The sequence below is a fragment of the Streptomyces sp. NPDC107528 genome, assembly GCF_055639295.1.
This window is the reverse complement of sequence record NZ_JBVKAV010000005.1, coordinates 546,569-567,271: the sequence shown is the minus strand read 5'-3', so window position 1 is coordinate 567,271 and position 20,703 is coordinate 546,569. Positions and strand designations below refer to the sequence as shown.

At 68.3% G+C, this 20,703-nt stretch carries 15 protein-coding genes; 5 read left to right on the top strand and 10 right to left on the bottom strand.

Translation table 11 applies throughout. The features are described 5' to 3' along the window. Positions 1 to 31 precede the first annotated feature (31 nt). Complete coding sequence (locus ACZ7L5_RS19480) at positions 32 to 1,171, top strand: GNAT family N-acetyltransferase (RefSeq protein WP_471518057.1); 1,140 nt, start codon at positions 32 to 34, stop codon at positions 1,169 to 1,171. Between the two features lie 94 nt (positions 1,172 to 1,265). Here ACZ7L5_RS19480 and ACZ7L5_RS19475 read toward each other — a convergent pair whose 3' ends face one another. From ACZ7L5_RS19475 to ACZ7L5_RS19430, 10 genes are all read right to left on the bottom strand, one after another. Beyond that, complete coding sequence (locus ACZ7L5_RS19475; protein ID WP_471518056.1) at positions 1,266 to 3,098, bottom strand: AfsR/SARP family transcriptional regulator; 1,833 nt, start codon at positions 3,096 to 3,098, stop codon at positions 1,266 to 1,268. A 110-nt stretch (positions 3,099 to 3,208) separates the two neighbouring features. Further along, a complete protein-coding gene (locus tag ACZ7L5_RS19470; protein WP_471518055.1) occupies positions 3,209 to 4,234 on the bottom strand; it encodes an isopenicillin N synthase family dioxygenase in 1,026 nt (341 codons plus the stop codon). Further along, complete coding sequence (locus ACZ7L5_RS19465) at positions 4,231 to 4,920, bottom strand: 7-cyano-7-deazaguanine synthase (protein WP_365064278.1); 690 nt, start codon at positions 4,918 to 4,920, stop codon at positions 4,231 to 4,233. The genes ACZ7L5_RS19470 and ACZ7L5_RS19465 overlap by 4 nt, the downstream gene beginning before the upstream one ends. A 32-nt stretch (positions 4,921 to 4,952) precedes the next feature. Then, positions 4,953 to 5,933: an aspartyl/asparaginyl beta-hydroxylase domain-containing protein gene (locus ACZ7L5_RS19460; RefSeq protein ID WP_471518054.1), complete on the bottom strand. Its 981-nt coding sequence runs from the start codon at positions 5,931 to 5,933 to the stop codon at positions 4,953 to 4,955. A gap of 163 nt (positions 5,934 to 6,096) precedes the next feature. Beyond that, positions 6,097 to 6,687 carry a GTP cyclohydrolase I gene (folE, locus tag ACZ7L5_RS19455; protein WP_471518053.1) on the bottom strand — a complete coding sequence of 197 codons (591 nt, stop codon included), beginning with the start codon at positions 6,685 to 6,687 and terminating at the stop codon, positions 6,097 to 6,099. Between the two features lie 37 nt (positions 6,688 to 6,724). After that, entirely contained in the window at positions 6,725 to 7,087 is a 363-nt protein-coding gene (locus ACZ7L5_RS19450; protein ID WP_365064286.1) for a 6-pyruvoyl trahydropterin synthase family protein, read from the bottom strand. Between the two features lie 35 nt (positions 7,088 to 7,122). Then, entirely contained in the window at positions 7,123 to 7,836 is a 714-nt protein-coding gene (locus ACZ7L5_RS19445) for a 7-carboxy-7-deazaguanine synthase QueE (protein WP_471518052.1), read from the bottom strand. A 13-nt stretch (positions 7,837 to 7,849) separates the two neighbouring features. Next, positions 7,850 to 8,632, bottom strand: coding sequence for a class I SAM-dependent methyltransferase (locus tag ACZ7L5_RS19440; RefSeq protein WP_471518051.1), 783 nt, complete (start codon positions 8,630 to 8,632; stop codon positions 7,850 to 7,852). A gap of 779 nt (positions 8,633 to 9,411) precedes the next feature. Then, on the bottom strand, positions 9,412 to 12,291 hold the full coding sequence (locus tag ACZ7L5_RS19435) for an AfsR/SARP family transcriptional regulator (protein ID WP_471518050.1): 2,880 nt from the start codon (positions 12,289 to 12,291) through the stop codon (positions 9,412 to 9,414). A gap of 484 nt (positions 12,292 to 12,775) precedes the next feature. After that, complete coding sequence (locus tag ACZ7L5_RS19430; protein ID WP_471518136.1) at positions 12,776 to 13,744, bottom strand: GlxA family transcriptional regulator; 969 nt, start codon at positions 13,742 to 13,744, stop codon at positions 12,776 to 12,778. A 618-nt stretch (positions 13,745 to 14,362) separates the two neighbouring features. On the opposite strand from ACZ7L5_RS19430, the gene ACZ7L5_RS19425 reads away from it, so the two are divergent. The 4 genes from ACZ7L5_RS19425 (at position 14,363) to ACZ7L5_RS19410 (ending at position 20,661) form a co-directional block, all read left to right on the top strand. Further along, positions 14,363 to 17,155 carry an AAA family ATPase gene (locus tag ACZ7L5_RS19425; RefSeq protein WP_471518049.1) on the top strand — a complete coding sequence of 931 codons (2,793 nt, stop codon included), beginning with the start codon at positions 14,363 to 14,365 and terminating at the stop codon, positions 17,153 to 17,155. Positions 17,156 to 17,572: 417 nt separating this feature from the next. Then, positions 17,573 to 18,595 carry a LacI family DNA-binding transcriptional regulator gene (locus tag ACZ7L5_RS19420; protein ID WP_365064300.1) on the top strand — a complete coding sequence of 341 codons (1,023 nt, stop codon included), beginning with the start codon at positions 17,573 to 17,575 and terminating at the stop codon, positions 18,593 to 18,595. A gap of 224 nt (positions 18,596 to 18,819) precedes the next feature. Further along, the gene (locus tag ACZ7L5_RS19415; protein ID WP_471518048.1) at positions 18,820 to 19,941 is read left to right on the top strand and encodes a glycoside hydrolase family 12 protein; all 1,122 of its coding nucleotides are present in this window, start codon (positions 18,820 to 18,822) and stop codon (positions 19,939 to 19,941) included. 306 nt (positions 19,942 to 20,247) lie between these two features. After that, entirely contained in the window at positions 20,248 to 20,661 is a 414-nt protein-coding gene (locus ACZ7L5_RS19410) for a WD40 repeat domain-containing protein (RefSeq protein WP_471518047.1), read from the top strand. Positions 20,662 to 20,703: the final 42 nt, after the last annotated feature.

Sequence of the window (20,703 nt, the reverse complement as noted above, 5' to 3'; positions counted from 1 at the left end):
AGCCTATGACTCCTTCGCGGAGTTGCCTGCCGTGGACTGGGACACGCTCACGGTCGGTTCCAATATCTATTCCACCAGCGGATTCGTGGGAGTGCGCGAGGAGGCCCTGCCACCCGAAGCGCACGCCCGCTACCTGCTGGCGCGCGACAGCGACGGCACGCCGGTTGCGGGTCTCGAGGTGTACTGCTTCACCAGCGCACCGCATGATCTCTACGCCCCTGGGGAGTTGCTGGGCGAGGTGACCAGTGACGAGCGAGCAGCCCATCTGAACACGAGGCCGATATCCATCGCGGCCGGCTGGTCCGAGTTTCGCGGACAGGTGCCCGGGCACGTCGATGCCTCCGCCGAGCAGCGGGAGTCGGCCCTCAGCCGGCTCACTGCGGAAGCGTTGCGGTTCGCCGAGCAAGCGGGCTCGAGCGTGCTGGCCTACTGCTACCTACCGCTGGAGACCGCACGCGAGTTGGCGAAGGCTCACGCCTCGGACGGGGCAATGATGCTCCTGCACAACGTTGAGACCAGGATGCCGATCGGCCTGTGGGCGGACTTCGACGAGTACGTCGACTGGCTGCCGTCCGGCCGGCGGCAGCGCGTTCGCCGCGAGCTGCGCAGATTCCTGGAGAGCGGGCGAGTCGTGACCGAGCTGCCGCTGCCAGAGGTGGTCAAGGAGATCGCGCCGCTGAACAGCGCGCTCATGCAGAAGTACGGGCACACCGGGCACGACGAGGAGCGAGCGGTGACCATCTTCGATCGGCAGAGCCGTTTCCTCGGCGATGAAAGCTCTGTGCTGCTCTGCAAGGAGAACGGAAAGGCTGTCGGTTTCGTGTTGCGGTACCGCCGGCACGACATGCTGTACGCCCGCGCCGCCGGGTTCGACTACTCGGTGCCCAACGCCGACGACTACTACAACTTGATGTTCTACCACCAGATTGCTGCCGGTGTGGGCCGCAAGGTCTCCAGCATCCACCTGGGCATCAACACCTATGAGGCCAAGATGCGCCGAGGAGGCCAGCCCACCCCGCTTTACAGCGTGTTCGTCGGTGTGGACCGGCCGTTGGAGGCGCAGGACAGGGTTGTGCGCGAGTACAACCGAACCCGATCGGCGGATTTCCTGGCCAAGTACGACAAGTACGTGGTGGGTGGCATCAACACCGACGACTGGCTGCTGGACTGACCGCGTGCGGGGCACGGGTAACGGAACCGGCCGCCGCGCACCACGCGCTGGAGACGCGCGGCACGACGGGCAAGGTCGTTCTGGAGCGTGTCCGTCAGGCGGAGCACATCACTGGCACGCTGCTCGGCCGCGCCGCGAACGGGCGGATTCCTGGCTCCCATGCGTAGGAGAACCGGCCGTTCACACACGGGTGCCGCGCGCGCAGCAGGTAGCTCTCCGCCAACTCCTCCAGCAGGTCCTCGGCCCGCTGGTCGCTGATCCCCAGGGTCGCGGCGGCAAGCGCCGGGGTGAGCCGATCGGGGACGCCGGGAGACAACAGCGCATACGCCAGGGACCGCGACTCGGCGGGCAGCGTCGCCAGCGTCCGGTCCAATCCGGCTCGTACGCCCAGCGGGTCGCTGTCGGCGCCCCCGGACCCGAGGACCCAGGCAGTGGCCTGCCGGGCCGTCCAGTGCGGGCGGCGGCGCAACTGCGAAGCGACCGCGAAGAGCGCGCCCGGCAGCCCCCGGCACAACCCGGCCAGCCGTCGCAGCCCCTCCGGGTCCGTGGCGATCGGGTGTCCCGGCACGGAGGATGCCAGCAGGTGCAGACAGTCGTCGAAGGGCAGTCCGGCCAGTTCGACGTGGACCGCCGACGTGGACACGAACAGTCGCCGTCGGCTGCCGATCACCATGCCGCAGCCGGCACCGGACGGCAGCAGCGGCGTCAAGTCCCGTACGTCGCAAACGTCGTCGAGTACGACCAGGACGCGCAGGTCGGCGGTCCAGGTACGGAACAGCAGGCTCAGGTCGGTCGTGCCCAGTCGCAACTGCTCCTCCGTCGCGCCGAGTCCACGCAGGAACGAGCGAAGGATCTCGGCGGGCCGCACCCGCCGGCCGGCGCCGTCACGAAGACGCGCGTAGAGCCGTCCGTCCGGGTAGTGACCGCTCACCTGATGCGCGGCGTGCAGGCACAGCTCGCTCTTCCCCGTGCCGGGGGCGCCCCCCACGATCACGATCGGCCGGTCCTCCCGCCCCCGGCCGGCCAGCACCGCCGTGAGGCGCGCCAACTGGCCGGCACGTCCGGTCAGCCGCTCGCGCGGGGCGGGCAGATGGCAGGGCGCCCGGGTGGCGGCGGTCACGGCCGTGAGCCGCCCGCCAGGAGGCAGCAGCGCCTCGTCCGACGTGAGCACAGCCGTGTGCAGCGCCTGGAGTTGGGGCGAAGGTTCGAGACCCAGCTCGGTGGCGATCCGCTCGCGTGCCCGCCGGTAGACCTGGAGCGCTTCGGCCCGCCGGTCCATGCGGTACAGAGCCGTCATCAGGTTGCCCTGGGCCCGCTCGTCCGTCGGTTCCCGCCCGGCCATCGAGGTGAGTTCGCCGAGCACCTCGTGGTGCCGGCCGAGGTGCAGGTCGGATTCGATGCGCAGGTGGTGGGCGCTGGTACGCAACTCCTTCAGGCGGACCGCCTCGGCGTTCAGCGCGGGACCCTTGCGTACGTCCACCAAGGCATCGTCCCGCCACAGCTGCAGCGCCTCGGCGGCCGTGTCACGTGCCCGGGCGAAGTCCTCGTCACGGAACTCCGCCCGGGCACGGGCGAGCAACGGCTCGCACCGGAAGACGTCCACGTGATCGGCGGGCAGCGACAGTTGGTAGCCGCCGTCGACTGTGCCCAGCAGCGGCCCGGCCGCCCGTGCCGCCCCGCCGCTCCTCGGATTGCCGAGGGAGAACCGCTTCCTGAGCTGGTACACATACGTCTGCAGCGCGGTGTGCGCGCTGGCCGGCGGGTTGTCGTTCCACAGCTCGTCCATGAGTTGCTCGAAGGGCACCACCCGGCCCGAGTTCAGCACGAGCATGGCCAGCGTCTGCCGTACTTTCTGGGCGGCCGGCGCCATCTCGACGCGGTGATCGTCCCCGTAGGCCTGGAGCGGCCCGAGAAGGTTGATTCTCATGAAATTCGCCCTGTCTCGTGTTCGTTCGTTCCCTGTCGGGCCGGCCGGCGACGCCACCGCCGGGCCCGACCGCTCGAGCCGGGCGGTGAGGATGTGTTCGGCCGCCGGTGTCAGGAACTCCTGGACCCGGCTACCGCGGCCAGGTTCGGGTGGTGTCGGGCAACGATGTCGGGGAAGGAGCGGATCAGCCCCTTCATGACGTTGTCGCCGTAGAGGGCGAACAACGGGTTGTCGGCGACGTCGATGACTCCCCCGGCGCCGTCGACATATGGGCTGGGCAATGGCTGCATCGTGGCGTCCAGCCGAGGGTTGTAGAAGAAGGGAATGGAGTAACGGTTGACGCCCGGGGCGGGCCGGACCACCCGATGGAGGGTGGCCCGCACGTACCCCCGCGTGGCCACCTCCAGCAGCTCTCCCAGGTTGACCACGAACGCCCCCGGAATCACCGGCACGTCGGCGAACTTGCCGTCCTCGACCGCGACCTGGAGGCCGCCGTTGTCGTCCTGGACGAGCAGGGTGAGCAGCCCGAGGTCGTTGTGTATGCCGGTCCCCTGGCCCTCGCCTGCGTCCTCGCTCGCGTGCGCGGGACCGGGGTAGTGCAGGAGTTTGAGGTGGATCTGCGGATCGGGATCGACCACGTCGTCCAGGAACCCGGCGGGGGCGTCGAGCGACTCGAGCATCAGCCGCAGCAGTCGATGTGACAGGTCGGTCAGCCGGTCGATCCACGACTCGATGGCCGGGCGCAGCTCGGGCATCGCCTCGGGCCACTCGTTCGGGCCGATCAGGCACCGGTAGGCGGGATCGCCGGGCGCGGACGTCCTCGCGGGCTGCTCCGGCCCGATGTCCAGCTGGCGGCGCTGGTCGGGGATGCCCTTGGTGTGTTCGCGGCCGAGTTCGGAGTAGCCGCGGAACAGCGGCGAGTCGAGGATGTTCAGCGCGAGCCGATCGGCCTCGGGCAGGGCGAAGAACCGACGGGCCAGCTCGAGCATGCCGTCGGCGTCCTCGACACCGTGGCCGACGAGCTGGAAGAAGCCGACCTCGTGGATCGCCTTGCGCAACCGGTTCAGGAACTCTGCCCGGGTTTCTTCCGAGCCGGCGGCGTCACGCAGGTCGAGCACGGGAAAGGTGTCGGTCATCGCAGCTCCTTCGTGTCGCTGGTCTGGTAGGTCGTCGGGTCGGTCACGCCGGCGTCCCGGAACGCTTCCTGCCGCTCCCTGCAAGCGGCGCACCTTCCGCACTGCAGCGTGTCGCCACGAAAGCAGCTCCAGGTCTCGGTCCAGGGGACGCCGAGTTCCTCGCCGAGCGACACCACGTCGCTCTTGCGCAGCCTGACCAGCGGCGCTGTCAGGGTCAGGTCGGGGTGCGCGTATCCGCGGGTCGCGATCCGCTCCATGGCGAGGAAGGAATCGATGAACGCGGCATTGCTGTCGGGCGCGGCCTGCAGGTCGTCGACCACCCCGACGGCCACCGCTTGCGCCTTCTCGGCGACGGCGACCGCGAAGGCGACGGACAGCAGAAGGGCGTTGCGGTTGGGTACGACGTTCGGGCTCCCGCCGGACGACCCACTGTTGTGATCCGGCACGTCGACGGTCGGGTCGGTGAGCGACGAGCCGCTCAGGAGCTTGCCGACGGGGCTGAGATCGACGACGTCGTGCGGCACCCCGAGCGATCGAGCCGCCTTCTCGGCGAACTCGTGCTCGACGAGATGACGCTGGCCGTAGTTCACGGACAGCAGATGGAGTGTGTGTCCTTGCGCCTGGAGGTGGTAGGCCATGGTGACCGAGTCCAGGCCACCGGACACGATTGCGACAGTTTTCGGCATACGACGCCCTCCGGCGGACGTGCGGGCGGCCGTCACGGCGCCGGCGTGGCCGGGACGACCAGCCGGGTCGATCGGTGGCCCTTGCGGTAGGTCAGTTCGACTTCTGGTCGCGGACCGTCCAGCCTCGTGGTGACGGTTCGCTCCTCGCTCCACCCGACCAGGCGGTACTCGTGTCCGCCGAGGGCCACCAACGGGAAGAGGTGGTCCTGAGGAGATCGAATGGCGAGGCTCGTGCCGGCGTCCACGATGCTGAAGGTGGCCTGCGACTGCGGGCCGGTGAGCGACCCGAACACCTCTATCTCCAGCAGGTGCGCCGGCGCGTCGAACGTACACCGCGACGTTTCCCGCTCTCGGTCGGTCGTGGCCAGCGTCGGACGGTTGTAGAGCACATCCGAGCCGTTGAAGTAGTCGGCCCAGTCAGCCGGGAACAGCTGTGCTAGCTCCGGTGTGACGAGCACATCCACGACGAGATGTACCCGGTGCTCGGGACCGAGGTTCTGGATCTGGTGCTTGCGGCTGAAGTCGCCGAACCAGAACTCACCGGGCTGCCAGCGATAGATCTCTCCGTCAAGGTCCAGCGAGGCTTCCTCGTGGGTGATGACCGGGATGTGCAGCCGGGCCATGCCCCAGTCCGGGGCGAACTTGGGATCGGAATGGGGGTATCCGACGACGCCGGGTCCAAGATCCATGAATCGGGCTGCGTAGAGGGGCCCGGGAATCGAGCGCAGGACCTCTCGCACGTACGGCATGTGGTCCAGCCACTCGGTGTCGGCGAACTCCACACCGCCTGGGCCCCCCGGGTCGGTACGTGTCTTGTCACCGCCGGGGCTGCGCACCGAGAGGCAGCGCCAGTCCTGTCCGGCCCACCTGGACACTCGCCCGTTGGTGTACGAGCTCTGCTCATCCCACAGGTGGTCACGTGCCGTCATGAGGTCGGCCACCAGCCGGTCGGCGTCCAGCACCGGGAGCAGCCGAACCGCTTCCGCAGGCGTCGAAGAATCGTTTACGTCCATCGTTGTCCTTTCATGTCGAGCGGACCGGATGCGCAGGTGTGTCGACCCCGTCGGCCTCGATCGACCCGTCACAGCGGTAGGACCGCGACGGCCCCGCCGGTACCCGGCAGGGCCAGGGGTTCGCGATCGCTCACTGCTTTCGCTTTCGGAGTCGGACGGCTCGTCACGCCCGGAGCAAGTCGAACAGCTCGCTCCGAAGCCCGGCATCCGTGCCGAACTCCCCGCGGTATGCGGTCGATGTCATCTGCGCGGGAGCCTTGATGCCGCGCATCGACATGCAAAGGTGCTCGCCCTTCGCTATGACCGCCACGTCGGGGGTGCCGCTGAGGCTGCTGATCTCGAGCGCGATCTGGTCCACGAGGCGCTCCTGGACCTGCAGCTTGTGCGCGTACTGATGGGCGACCCTGGCGAACTTCGACAGACCGAGCAGTTGCCCCGTCGGACGGTACGCGATGGTCACAGAGCAGTTGAACGGTAGAAGATGATGCTCACAGAGCGACCAGACTCGAATGTCCGAGACGACCACCATCTGGCTCGTGCCGACGGACTCGAAAAGCGTTCCCAGCGAACCCGGGTCGTAGTTGATGAACTCGCGCCACCAGCGGGCGAACCGCGCAGGTGTGTCGCGCAGCCCATCGCGACTCGGGTCCTCGCCGATCTCCTTGAGCAGTTGGCGGGCAAGCTCGACCAGCGGATCCTCAGCCGTCCTCGACACCGAGGGGTCACCATCAAGGTCCATTTTCGTCACCGACATGCGGCCACCTTTCGTCCGGGCTCTGAACTTTCGGACCTCACGGCCGGTACTCGGCCCAAGTTTTGGGAGTTTCTGAGACGCGCACGCAGGTCAACTCAGAGAACTCCATCGACCATGTCTTGTAGACCCAGACCGCCATATTCTCAGCCGTCGGGTTTTCGTCCATCACATCGTTCAGGTGCCGATGATCAAGGTGTTTGTCGAGCCAGATCTTGAATGCGGACAGATCTCCGTAGTCTCGAACGAAGCCCACGGGCAACAGACCCTTGTCATCCGCTTCAAGCTCCAGCTCGATCACATAGTTGTGCCCGTGCATTCGGGCACACTGGTGTTCAGGAGCGAGACCAGAGAGTTGATGACTGGCCGAGAATTCAAATTTCTTCGTGATGCGAAATGCCATCGATGTGCATCTCCTCTTCTTGCATTTCCCGTTACTCAAACGGCACGCTTGTCGCCCCACAGCAGGGTGTGCAGTCTGGTTGTGAGATTCCAGCCGCGCTCCACCACTGCATCAGCCAACTCGCTCATGTGCTTTGTGACATCGTCGGCGGTACGGCCGATCGGCATGATCCACACCGAGGCCAGGTTGAAGGCAGCGACTATCTCCGCCACCTCGTCGAGATCGCGAATGTTCTGGCAGACGAACTTGAACGTGCTTCCAGGCAGGGCCGAGAGGCTTGTCAGCGCATCAGGGACGATCCTGCGCTGCAGGGTGTCACCCGAGTGCGAAAGCTTCGGCGAAACATTGAACCTGACGCCGGCGGCAATGAGTTCGGGGTGCGCAGCATGCGTCCCGTTCGTCTCGATCTCAATCTCAGTCCCGCGTTCGGTCAGCGCTGACACCAGGGGAATCAGCCGCTCCTGTTGCCCCAAGGGCTCACCACCGGAGATCACGATCAGGTCGGTGTTGAATTCGAGCAATTTTGCTACGACATCTCCGACGGGGCGGCGGTGCAGCTCCTTGCGCGGATCGTGGGCGACCCCGCTGTCCCCGGCTCCGGTCCAGTCCCACGTGTAGGGCGTATCGCACCACGAGCACGACAGGTTGCACCCACCGAGCCGCAGGAACGCGCACCTGCGCCCCAGAGACTGACCCTCGCCCTGAACGGTCGGACCGAAGATTTCGTTGACTACGAGATCCTGTTCCATGGTGCACCGTTTCCTATGAGTGGGACGACTCGACGCGAGCCGGCTTCTGCGCCTGCACTATGAACCAATGCCGACTCAGCCGGATGCCCTGACTGGCAGTCACCGCGGTGACATATCCATCGAATGCGTTCTTGTCCGCCTCAGAATCGTAGTTGTCGACGATCGGCACTTGGTGCAGGAAAGTATCCAGATCGCTCGCCGAGTGGTAGAACTCCTCGAACCGAAACGCTTGGTTTCGCGTCACCATGAAGCCCGCGTCGGAGAGTTCCTGAGCAATCTCCTCCGCCAAGGGCCTGCCATTCCAGCTGTCGAAGTTCTGGCCGCGGCCGAACGTTTCCTTCAGTTCGCGCGCATCCTGCTCGCCGATCCCCATGTACACCACGACACCGCCTGGGCGCAGCACCCGCTCGAACTCGCGGGCCATCAGCGGGCCGCGACGGGAAGTGACCACATCGGCATAGCCGTCAGGCAGGCCCGTGTGGGCGGCATCGCACAGCTCAAACGTGACATGCGCCAGACCTGACTCCGCTCGATAGCGCGCGGCGCATTCCAGCATCGACGGCGACAGATCTATCCCGACTACGGCGCCGTACGGACGAGAGATGCGCAACAGACTACGCCCGTCGGCGCAGCCGACATCCAGCAGTCGGGCGTCCGACGCTCCCAGCGCATTCACCAGTTCATCGAAGACGTCATCCGGGCGCCCGTCGGCGAATACGTCGGTGCTCCGCGCATCGCTGAAGTACCCGCCGAAACGCTCGGCCACCCGGGAGTAGAACTCCGCGTCCATCGTCATCGGCCGTGCACCTTCCCCTGAGCCACGGTCGAGGAGAGGCACTGGAGCGCGCGTCCCGGTTCCTTCCTCTTCCGCAGGAAATCCCTGACATGGTTCACCGCTGCTGCCGCGGGTTCCTTTTTGCTGCGCTGCGATTCGGTTTCCGGGACGCCGAACGCGGCGGGCGTCACTGCGTCCCGAGTCGCTACGGTCATTCGGACCACTCCTTGAGGGGCCATCCCCCGAAGGGGCGCGCCGAGGTCGGCAGGACCCAATCTCCGGTGTCGCCCTATCGGCCCGGCATCACAGCGCATCCACGGCGGGACGAGGCAGGGATAAGGCGGCGATAGCGGGAGCATGTGGCCGCGATAAGCAGCTGGTTCACGCCGGCTTCAGCCATGCCCTGACGCAGGTGACGAAGGTTGTCGAAACCCATGCGAACGGCGCGAGACCGCGCCTGGCCGAACAGCACGGCCCATCCCGCCACTGACCAGGGCCCGCTGCCACTGACCAGGGCTCGCTCACTCACCGCTGTCCACGAACGGATCACGGTGTCAGCGCGACAGGTCATCGCGGTCGACGGCAAGGGGGTGCGCAGCCCGCGGACCAGGACGGCCGCAGCAATCCGACCGCGGGGCCGAGATGATCCAAGTCGTGCGGTGGCGACGCGAGATGAACACCCGGAACGCCGGGCATGGCCTCCCGGGGCAACCTCGCCATCGTCCTCCCGCGCCAGTACGGCCAGCCCAACATCGCGGCGGCCGTCCGCCACTACCACCGGCACCTACGGGCCCTCGGCCTCACCTGACGAACCCGGACAGATCCAGCTCACGCAATGACCCTGTCGCGCTACCGAGGGCGACAACGATGTCGGCCCGAACCGCAGCGGCCCCGCTGTGGTCCCTGATCCGGTCCCGAATCCTGGCCGATCGCGAGTAGTACTGGACGGCCTGTTCCATGCGACGCAGGTGGGCATTGACCCGGCCGAGGTCATGCAGCACATACCCCTCTCCGACCAGGTCACCGCTCGCCACGACCATGGCGAGGACCTCAAGCAGGGTTCGTTCCGCCGCCTCGTACCGCTCCTGGTACATCAGCATCTGACCCAGCCGTCGCAGTGCGAGGGCCTGGCCCCGGTCGAAGCCGGCCGCGCGGCAGATCCCGAGAGCCTCGTCGAGATACGAACGGGTTCGCACGAAGTCCGCACGCCGCATCCTGATGTGTGCCATCTCGCCGAGCACGTACGCCCGGCCGATGGGGTCCTGAGCCCGCACGAAGTTGCGCTCGGCGCTCCCGTAGAGAAACAGTGCCCGATCGTCGTCACCGTGGTGCCGTTCGATGCGCGCCAGGTCACGCAGGCAAAGCGCCTGACCACACACGTCACCAACCCGCTCGAAGATCTCCAGAGCGGAGGTGAGGTAAGGGCCTGCCGCCTCATGCTCGCCCCGGTACAGGTGCAGGGTCCCCAACGAGCCGAGTACCGCCGCCTGGCCCCGTTCGTTGCCGGCCTCCTGTACCGCGGTCAGCGCCACCAGATGTGTGCGCTCCCAGAGTTCGGGACGGCCACGGGCCTCGAAAAGTGTCACCAGAGTGGTGGCCAGCTCCCAGCACAACTCGTCGAGCCCGGACCTGGCCGCCAACTCGACGGCGTTCACCAGGTTGTTCTGCTCGCTCTCCAGCCACCCGAGCGGGTCGCGGCGGCACCGCTGGACATGGTCCTCCGGCGGATGCCACCGTTCGCCCCGCCCCACCACGATGGTGTGCGCACCACCGTAGATCTCATTGTGCGCCCTCTCCACGAGCGCCATCCAGCCACCGACCATACGCCGCACCGCCTCGGCGCGTTCTGGCTCGGGAATCTCTGCGGGCAGCCGTTCGCGCGCGAACATTCGCACGCTCTGTGACAGTCCGCATCGGACTCCCCCGCCCTGGTCCAAGGCGGTGATGTCGAGGAGCCGCATGTCGATGAGCGGTTCCAGCAGGTCAGTGGGGTGGTGAGTGCGGTCGTCGATGAGGGCGGCACCCAGCCAGCTCGGAAGCTCCGTCCCCTCGGCCAGGCTGAGCAGGCACAACAGGCGACGGTCAGCCGCCTCCAGGCCGTCGTAGCTGAGCGAAAGACTTGCCCGGATCGACAGCTCGCCGTGTGCCAGTTCGTCCAACCAGCGCTGCTCGTTCTCAAGCCGGTGCCGCATGGAGGCCAGTGACCAGTGCGGGCGCGCGGCCAGGCGCGCGCCGATGATGCGCAGTGCGAGGGGCAGTCCGCCCACCAAGTGAACGAGGGCCCGCGCTGCCTCCCACTCGCTCTCCACACGGCGCTCTCCAATGATCCGCCCCAGGAGCTCGACGGCCTGTTCCGGCGTCAGCGGCTCCAAGTCGAACCGGCACGTGCCCGGCAACGCCGTGAGCTGGCCGCGGCTGGTGACCAGCACGCCGCTGCTGCCGGTACCGGGGAGCAGGGGCATCACTTGCGACTCGCTCACCGCGTCATCCAGCATCACCAGGATCCGGCGACGGGCCAGCAGACTGCGGTACATCTCCGCGCGCTCATCAAGCGCATCGGGTATGGCCTCACCTGGTACACCCAGCGCTCGGAGAAACCGCCCCAACGCCTCCGCGGGACCCACCGGTTGTCCGTCCGGCCCTCGAAGGTCGCAGTAGAGCTGTCCGTCCGGGAAGTACTCGGTTGCGAGTCGGTGCGCCACGTGCCTGGCCAACGTGCTTTTGCCGACACCAGGTCTGCCAAGCAACAGGACCACGTTCAGGTGCACCATGTCCCGTGCCTCGGTGACGGCGTCGCAGACCGCTGAAACGATGGTGTCGTCGACTACGAGGTCGCCGATGTCGGCGGGAAGTTGCCTTGGGGTGACAACCGGGTCGGGATCGGCACTGCGCTCTGGCATCACCTCGGAGAGCGGCGCCGCCACGAGAGAGCGTGGTTCGGCCAGTTCAGCCTCTTCGGTCGGTTCGGTCGGTTCAGCGGGGTCGGTCAGGGCCAGGTCGGCGTCGCCTGTCAGGATCGCTTGCGCCAGGTCGCGCAGTTCCTTTCCTGGGTCCAGGCCCAGTTCTTCGATGAGCATCGCGCGGCCCTGGTGGTAGACATCCAGCGCCTCCGCCTGCCGGCCGGAACGGTACAACGCCACCATGAGGTGCCCCCGCAGCCGCTCACGCAGCGGATGTTCGGCGACTAGCTGCATCAACTCGCCGACCATGTGCTCATGACGGCCCAGCTCCAGTAACAGCCGCATGCAGGTCTCCACCGCTTCCAGGCGGCTCTCGTCCTGCTGCGCTGCCGTACCGGCCAGGACTTCGCTGGCTACACCGGCCAGGCACCGCCCCCGCCACAGGCCAATCGCCGAGCGAAGCGTTTCCACCGCAGGCATCTTCAGACCATCACGGGTCAGCGCATGCGCCTCTGCCACCAGGCGACGGAAATTGCCGACGTCGGTCGCATCCTCCGGCGCCCTCAGGACGTACCCGCAAGCGCGGGTCTCGATGGTGGCGTCGACGCCCCCGTCCGAAAGTGCCTTGCGCAGCCGGGAGATGCAGATCTGCACTTGGGCGCGAGCGGTCTTCGGCGGATCGTGAGCCCAGATGACATCCACCAGACGGGTCGTCTCCACCACTCTGTTCAGTTCGAGCACCAGCGCCCCGAGGACGATCTCTTGACGCCCGGGTGCCACGCATACGGCCCCCAGCTCACCGCTCACCTCAAGTGGCCCGAGCACTCGGAAAGTAGCTGCCGCTACGCCGCTGCCGTCGTAATCTGACGAGACTGCCATGCATAACCTGTTCTGTGCTGTTTAGCCAGGCGATGTGGTCCGGCTTGCAAAGGTGGACGGAACTCATACCTACGACCTGGTCACTCAGCCGTAGCCGTTGGCCGCGTCGCCCGGCACCCTCAAGAGGTCGGCGGGAAGGAGGGTGCGGTGAGCGTTCGGCTGGATGAGACCGATGTCGTGGTGTACCGCGTCGCTTACCGGCACGTGCGCCGCGTGTGCTGTCCGTGCCAGGTCCGGGCGTTGAGGTGAGGTCCCACGGCCCAGATCGGCGTCCGGGCGGCGGAGGGCTGATGTCACTCCGCAACCCGCGGTGCCCGCAGGCGCCCAAGGAGACATGTCGGCGACACTCGGGCTTCTCACCGCGACGGCCAGGCCGGCCGCACCTTCATCCTGCTCTGGAGAAGTGGTGGCGATACTGGCCCGGTGTGACGCCCAGGGTCCGCTTGAAGCGGCGGTGCAGGGTCTCGGCACAGCCGAAGCCGCAGGCTCGAGCGATCGCGTCGATGGTGGTGTCCGTCGTCTCCAGCAGAGCCCGGGCAGCCTCGACACGGACGGTCTCCACGTAGGCGGCCGGGGTGAGTCCGGTCTCGGCGCGGAAGACCCGGGTGAAGTTGCGCTCACTCATATTGGCCCGTTCGGCGAGCACCCGGACGCTCAGGTCGTCGGCGAGGTGGTCGGTGACCCATGCCTGAACGTCCCGCAGCGGCTCACGCGTGGGTCGCCGCGCCGCGAGCTGGGTGCTGAACTGGGCTTGCCCTCCCGAGCGTTGGACGAACATCACCAGCATCCGCGCGACGGCCCGGGAGACCTCGGGCCCGTGGTCCTCCTCGACCATGGCTAGCGCCAGGTCCATCCCCGCTGTGATTCCGGCGGAGGTCCACACCGCCCCATCGTGTACGAAGATCTGGTCCGGGGTGACCGTGACGTCCGGGTGGTCGCGGGCCAGCCGCTCGCAGGCCGCCCAGTGTGTCACCGCGCGCCGTCCGTCGAGCAGTCCGGCTCGCGCGAGCAGGAACGCGCCCGTGCACACCGAAGCGACCCGCCTGGCCCTCCCGGCCGCGGCCCTGAGCCAGCTGACAACCTCGTCATCATCCACCACCTCCCGATCGCCCGGTCCACCTACGACCACCACCGTGTCCAGCGGTCCCTCGCACTGCTGGACGCTACTGCCGGCAGTGACGTCGATCCCGTGACAGGCCGACACCGCTCCTGCCCGGCCTGCGACGATCTCCACGGCATAGCCCTCACCCTCGGGCACCCACCGCTGCGTCTGCGCGAACACCTCATGCGGTCCCGCCAGGTCCAGCACCTGAAACCGCGGATAGACAAGAAAGACGACGCGCCGTTGAGTCACCTGATCATCCTGGCCCGCCGTGCCATTTGGCAGCAAGGACACAAACATGACGATCTCCGCCATCGGCTTGGCGCCAGGTTTCGCCCTCGGTGGCACAGCGGGTGGCCGTACTTCCGGTTCCCGCTCGACCAACACCGCGAAGGCCAGACGATGTTCGTCCTCGGGGCGCTTCGTCCATGCCGTCACGTGGTACGGCCGGCGTAACCAGCACGTCGGCTGACGCCGTTTCACCACCCGGGCATGCTCCGCCACGGGAACCTGAGCCGACGGCACGGCGGCGCCGTCTGCCGTAGCGGCGTGTGTCATCCGGATTGAGTTGAGCACCCTGTCTCCTGTCCGCGACCGCGCCACTTCTGTGGGGTCAGAGGCGGGCGGAGGCTGTTCACATTCATGTGACCCTCGTGACCAGCGCAATCGTGGAGCACCACGACACGGACCACGAGATCGTCCGTCCGGGAACCACGACAGTGGGAACCTGATGACGGAAGCGACATCCCGGTTCCTGCGCACAGGGGCGCGATCAAGGTGGTTCTTCTCACGGTGGGGGTCACGCCACCGATGTCCGGCGCACTCCGTCCTCGTGAGTGAGGACGCACACGTCCGCACGAGGAGGCAGGGATGTCCCGACCGGCATGTGCACTACGGGAAGCAGCACAGCTGCTGGCCGCCGCGACGGAGCGCGCTCACGCGGGCACCGGTCGTCTGATTCTGGTGCGCGGTGCCACCGGCACGGGCCGCACCACGGTCCTGGAGGCCGCAGCCGAGGCAGCCGCCGCCCACGGCATGCAGGTGCTGCGCGCTCGCTGCTCCGCCGGCGACTCCGAGATCCCCTTTGCCGCAGTCCGTCAACTCCTGTGCCCTGCGTCAGAGTTGGCCGAGCCCGCTCGGAACGGCGATGAACGGGCGATCGGCGCCGAGCTGCGACGGGTGCTGCGCTCCTACGCCAAGCAGTCGCCGCTGCTGGTCACCGTGGACGATGTGCACCTGGCTGATCCGGCGTCCCGTCGCTGGCTGGTGGAGTCCGCACGGCTCATGGACCAGCTGCCGATCGTCCTGGCGGCCACCGAGCGCAGCCAGTACGACGTCGGCCCGCCCGCACCGGGCCTCGCCCACAGCCTCTCCCCCGCCCTGGTCACCACACACACCCTGACCCCACTGTCCGACAACTCGGCGGCGAGGGAGGTCCGTTCAGCCTTCCCTGACGCCGACGACGCCTGGATCGAGAACTGCGTACGTGCCGGCGCGGGCAACCCCCTGCTGCTGCGGGCCCTGCTTGACGACCTCTCCGACGGCACTCACCCGGTCGTGCCGGACACCTCGGCGGCGCTGTACTCGGGAGGGTTCCCGGCCGCCGTGCAGTGGTGGCTCGACTGTGCCGGGCCGGGTACCGCGGAGGTGGCTCGGACGCTGGCGATCCTGGACGAGGGCTGGGACCACGGGCCCGCCCTCAGCCCAGGGGTCCCCGTCCTCCACATCCCGTCCCTCCTCGCGGAACTCTCCGGCGCCGACCCGGCCCGGGTCACGGGCTGGATCACCGCGATGACCGGCCTCGGACTGCTGCGCCCCGACAGCATGGGCCGCGCCCGCTACGCCCATCCGCTGCTGCGGGACGCGGTGCTCACCGGCGTGCCCGCGGACCGGCGGCGTGCCGCGCACCGGACGACCGCCGAGGCGATGCTGCACCGCGGTGTCTCCAGCGAGCTGGTCGCCCGTCAACTGCTCCTCACCGACGTGGTGGACGCGCCCTGGACACTGCCGGTGCTTCAGGACGCCGCTTCACTGGCATTGCGCGAGGGGCACATCGAGGACGCGGTGGCTTTCCTGCGCCGCGCTCTGGACGAACCCCTCTCCGACGAGGACAGACAACGCCTGCTGACCGATCTGGGCTCACTGGAGTACGCGGTCCCCGGCTCCTCGGCCGCGATCCTCAGGCTCACCGAGGCGATGCGGCTGCCCGGGCCGCCGCAGGAACGGGTACGCGCAGCGGTCGCTCTGGGGACGGCGCTGACCGCCCGTGGCAGGACTCGCGAGGGGGTCGAGGTGCTGCGCTCGCTGTACGACGCGCTCGCCGACCGTCCCGACCTGGTCCGCATCCTGCGGCAGGCGTTCTTGCAACTGTCCGACAAGGAACAACTGGTGCGGCAGGAGGCGTACAAGCGGCTGGCCGAGGTGGCCGAGCACTCGCCGGAGACAATCAGCACGGCCGGTCACGCGTTCCTGGTGAAATACGCGGTCACGGCAGGTCGGATCTCGGCGGCGGATGCGATGCTGCGCCTGCGCGGTCTGCTGGCGGAACCGGCCGACCCGCTGTCCGAGCCGTACCTACTGGGGACGGCCGCCGTGGTCGCACAGTGGGCCGGTGAACTCGACGAGGCCGAACGGCTGGTGGAGCGCGGTCTGACCGGGCAACGGCCCGACATCCTGCACCCCATGCACGAGGCGCTGCTCAACACCCGTATGGACATCGTCGCGGCACGGGCCGACTACACGCGCCTGCCGGCCGACCCGCCGCCGGCTGCCGCGGGCCCGACCAACGCCCATGCCCACGCGCTGTCGGCACTCGTGGAGACGGGCCGCGTCGCCGAAGCCGAACGCCTCGCCGAAGCCTTTGACTTGCGGACGGCGCCGGAGTCCTCGGAGCTCAACCGGTTCCTGTACGCGCGCGGGGAACTGCGCGCCGCGAACGGTGACCTGGCGGGAGCCCTGCACGACTTCCTGGAGTGCGGGCGCCGCCAGTCGGCCCGGGAGGAGTTCAGCCCGGTCGTCACGCCGTGGCGCACGGCCGCCGCCGAATGCCATCTGGCCCTGGGTGTCCCACGCGAGGCGCTCGGCCTGGCCGAGGAGGAGCTGCGCCTGGCCCGGGTGTGGAACACGCCCCGCACGGTGGGCCGGGCACTGCGGGTCCTAGGCACCGCGACCGGCGGGCATCGGGGTCTGGAGCTGACTCAGGAGGCGGTACGTCTACTGCGTGACGGCCCGGCAGGACCGGAGCTCGTGGCGGCGTTGTTGGCCCTGGGCCGTCAGTTGACCGCGTCGGGCGAGTCGTCCCGCGCCCGCGACATCCTGCGGGAGGCGGCCGGGCTCGCCGAACGTCTGGGCGCGATACGCCTGCGGGACCTGGCGGAGGAGGCGCTGCGGGCAGGCGGCGCGCGTCGTCCGGCGACGCGGACCGGTGCTGCCTCGCTCACCGACAGCGAGCGCCGCATCGCCGAACTGGCTGTGGGGGGACGCACCAACGCGGAGATCGCGGATTTGCTCCATCTGGCCCGCCGTACCGTGGAGACCCACCTGACGCACTGCTACCGCAAGTTGGGCATCCACCGGCGCAGCGCGCTGAGCGCGGCCCTGTCGGAGGGCAACGCTGCGGGCGGATCTCTGGTCAGCAGTGTCCGCCGACCGGTTGATCCCTGAGGCGTTGCCGTTGCGGGGTTTGCCGCCGTAGGTCGGGTCGCACCTCCGGTCGAAGCCCTTGCCCTGGTCATTGGGGACGGGGGCGCTGTTGCCGTCCGACTCCCCCGGCGGCGTGACCCACTGGACATGGGACTCGTACGCGGAACTCCTCAAGTAGCCGCCGCCGGCGACCGCGTACGCGACCCCGTCGCCTGGTGACGGGGTCACCCGGCCGGGCGGCCCCACTCGCACTGGGGGCTGCCCGATCCTCGCGCGATTCCAGCACGGCCGTCGGCGACGGGCACCCACAACCCCCTCGGATCGGGAGCGCTCCCAACCCTCGTGTGCAGGGCGATCACCTGTTCCGTGCCCTTGGCCAAGTCGTGTGCTCGGTTGGCTCCGGCCGGTAAGATCGGTGATCTCGTGGGGGAGGTGGTCATGGGCAGACGGCGCCCGGGGACACCAACGCTGGAAGAGGTGGCCGCCCGTGCCGGGGTGGGGCGGGGCACTGTGTCCCGTGTCATCAACAATGCGGCGGGGGTGAAGGAGTCGACGCGCCGGGCCGTGCGGCGAGCCATCGAAGAGCTGGAGTACGTGCCCAATCTCGCGGCCCGTTCCCTGGCGGGGCGGCGGGCCGATGCCGTCGCCCTGGTCGTGACGGAGCCGGACTGGCGGTCGTTCGCGGAGCCCTTCTTCTCCGAGATCGTACGCTCACTCGGGGACGCGCTGACGGACACCGGGATGCAGTTGCTGCTGACCTTGGTGCGCTCGGACGCGGAGCGGCAGCGCTTCCTCGAGTACGCGCGCGGCGGCCGGGTCGACGGTGTCCTGCTCCTGTCCGTGCGCGCCGGCGATCGGCTGCCGGACATGCTCGCCGAGGCCCGCATGCCGACGGTGCTGCTGGGGCGCCGTTCGGGAGAGGAGTACGTCAGCTACGTCGACGCGGACAACATCGGCGGCGCCCGCAGCGCCGTCTCCCAACTCCTGCGACAGGGCCGCAGAGTGGTTGCGACCATCACGGGCCCGCTCGACATGTACGTCGCCCAGTGCCGACTGCGCGGCTATCAAGAGGCCCTGACGCTGGCGGGCCTGGAGGCCGAGCAGACCCTTGTCGCGGAGAGCGACTTCACGGCCGAGAGCGGTCGCCGCGCCATGGCCGACCTCCTCGAACGGCATCCGGATATCGACGGCGTCCTCGCCGCATCGGACACCACAGCTGCGGGAGCCCTGGAGGCACTGCGCGCGGCCGGACGCAGGGTGCCCGAGGATGTCGCCGTGATCGGTTTCGACGACTTTCCGCTGGCTCAGCGGACCACCCCACGACTGACCACGGTGCGCCAGCCGATCGAGGAGATCGGGCGGGCCATGGTCCGACTGCTCCTGGAGGAGATGGAGGAGGGTGCCGTGGCCTGGCGTCACGTCATCCTCCGTACGGAGTTGGTGCTACGCGAGTCGACCTGACACCGCCAACCCGCCCGGGAGCACTTCCCGCTCCCCGGCCCCGTGTCACAAGTCCGTCGTCCGACCTGCGTCTCTGAAATCGGTTCGACGGGTTCATGCGGGCGACCTTGTCATGGACCTGAACCATCCCTACAGTCCCTGCCGAGCCACGATTGGGAGCGCTCCCATTCACAGGGTTGCGGGAGCACCTCCCTTACCCCACATCGCCTCTGAAGAGGATCCGCATGCGTCCTTCACCGCACCATGCCCACAGCGCGCGTGGCCTGCTCGGCGCGCTGCTCACCTCGCTCGTCTCACTCGCCGCGTTGCTGACCACGGCGTCAGTGGCGCAGGCCGACACCACGATCTGCCAACCCTTCGGCACAACCACCATCCAGGGCCGCTACGTGGTCCAGAACAACCGCTGGGGCACCAGCGCCACTCAGTGCATCGCCGTCACCGACTCGGGATTCCGGATCACCCAGGCCGACGGATCCGTCCCCACGAACGGCGCTCCGAAGTCCTACCCGTCCGTCTACGACGGCTGCCACTACACCAATTGTTCGCCCGGCACCAAGCTTCCGGCCCAGCTCAGCACCATCTCCTCCGCGCCCACGAGCGTCTCCTACAGCTATGTGAACGACGCGGCGTACAACGCCTCGTACGACATCTGGCTCGACCCCACCCCCCGCACCGACGGCGTGAACCGCACCGAGATCATGATCTGGTTCAACAAGGTCGGATCCATCCAGCCCATCGGCTCCCCGGTCGGCTCCGCCAGCGTGGCTGGGCGCGAGTGGCAGGTGTGGTCCGGCAACAACGGCTCGAACGACGTGCTGTCGTTCGTCGCACCGTCGGCGATCACCAACTGGAATTTCGACGTCATGGACTTCGCCCGGCAGGCCGTCTCCCGGGGACTCGCCCAGCACAACTGGTACCTGACGAGCGTTCAGGCGGGGTTCGAGCCCTGGCAGAACGGCGCGGGCCTCGCCGTGACCTCGTTCTCCTCCACCGTCAGCACAGGCTCCTCCGGTGACCCCGGCAGCCCCTCGGCCTGCAAGGTGGCGTACGCGACGAACGTCTGGCAGGGCGGCTTCACCGCCGACGTCACCGTCACCAACACCGGCTCCTCCCCCGTCCGCGGCTGGAACCTGGCGTTCACCCTCCCCTCCGGGCAGCGGACCACCCAGGCCTGGAACGCCAACCTGTCCGGGGCGTCAGGAGCTGTCACAGCGAGCAACGTGGCCCACAACGGAGAGGTGGCGGCCGGCGGCCAGGCGACCTTCGGGTTCCAGGGCACATACAGCGGCACCTTCGCCAAGCCCTCCGGCTTCAGCCTGAACGGCAGTGCCTGCACCACCGTGTGACACACATTCACCCTCCCGGGCCCGCCTGATTCCACGACACCGGCCACCGGGCCCGGGAGGCCGCACAGCGCCCCTTCCACCCTGAGGCCGACCGGAAAAGGGCCCGCTCTCAGGCACCTTCTCGGCCTTCCGTTCAGAGGGGCCCGGTGTTCGCGGCGGACAGATCCGTGACAGCCGTGATCCCCGGCCGGAGCACAGCTCACTCCCCGCGTCCCTCAACGTGCGCAGGTAGGTGGCCTCCAGCAGGTCGCGGGCGGCACCGTCCAGGGCCGAAGTCTGCCCGTCTCACCCTCGTCCGCTGTCGGTGTGGGGCGGCTGTGTGGGTGGTGTGCAGGGGGTATCGCCTTCGCTCCGGACGGACGCCGCCTGGCCACCGCGGAACAGGACGGCAACGCCCAGCTCTGGAACGTCGCCGGCCCACGCGACCACCCGCGCTCCTACGCGGTACTCACCTGGCACGACGACCGGGTGCCCACCATCGCGTGCACTGCCGACGGTCAGACGCTGCTGACGTCGAGTGAAGACCGTACGGCACATTGGCCACCGTCAGGATGCCCGCCGCGACCGCCGGGTCACCAGATCGAGCGTCCCCTTGCGGGCGGCGCTCTAGGGGCCTGGCCCTCAAGGCCGTGGTCCTCTCGACGACCTCCACGCGATACCTGGAACCCGGCGCGGGCAGCTGTTGCGCCGCGACCCTGGCTAGCCACCGCTAGGCAATGAGCTCAAGGCCAAGGCTCAGGCGCTGCGCGAAGAGGATGACCG

Excerpts from the sequence above, each read along its gene's own strand:
- ACZ7L5_RS19450 (WP_365064286.1), bottom strand. The coding sequence starts at position 7,087 with ATGGCATTTCGCATCACGAAGAAATTTGAATTCTCGGCCAGTCATCAA.
- ACZ7L5_RS19420 (WP_365064300.1), top strand. The coding sequence starts at position 17,573 with ATGGGCAGACGGCGCCCGGGGACACCAACGCTGGAAGAGGTGGCCGCC.
- ACZ7L5_RS19460 (WP_471518054.1), bottom strand. The coding sequence starts at position 5,933 with ATGGACGTAAACGATTCTTCGACGCCTGCGGAAGCGGTTCGGCTGCTC.
- ACZ7L5_RS19465 (WP_365064278.1), bottom strand. The coding sequence starts at position 4,920 with ATGCCGAAAACTGTCGCAATCGTGTCCGGTGGCCTGGACTCGGTCACC.
- folE (WP_471518053.1), bottom strand. The coding sequence starts at position 6,687 with ATGTCGGTGACGAAAATGGACCTTGATGGTGACCCCTCGGTGTCGAGG.
- ACZ7L5_RS19475 (WP_471518056.1), bottom strand. The coding sequence starts at position 3,098 with ATGAGAATCAACCTTCTCGGGCCGCTCCAGGCCTACGGGGACGATCAC.
- ACZ7L5_RS19440 (WP_471518051.1), bottom strand. The coding sequence starts at position 8,632 with ATGACGATGGACGCGGAGTTCTACTCCCGGGTGGCCGAGCGTTTCGGC.
- ACZ7L5_RS19470 (WP_471518055.1), bottom strand. The coding sequence starts at position 4,234 with ATGACCGACACCTTTCCCGTGCTCGACCTGCGTGACGCCGCCGGCTCG.
- ACZ7L5_RS19425 (WP_471518049.1), top strand. The coding sequence starts at position 14,363 with ATGTCCCGACCGGCATGTGCACTACGGGAAGCAGCACAGCTGCTGGCC.
- ACZ7L5_RS19445 (WP_471518052.1), bottom strand. The coding sequence starts at position 7,836 with ATGGAACAGGATCTCGTAGTCAACGAAATCTTCGGTCCGACCGTTCAG.
- ACZ7L5_RS19415 (WP_471518048.1), top strand. The coding sequence starts at position 18,820 with ATGCGTCCTTCACCGCACCATGCCCACAGCGCGCGTGGCCTGCTCGGC.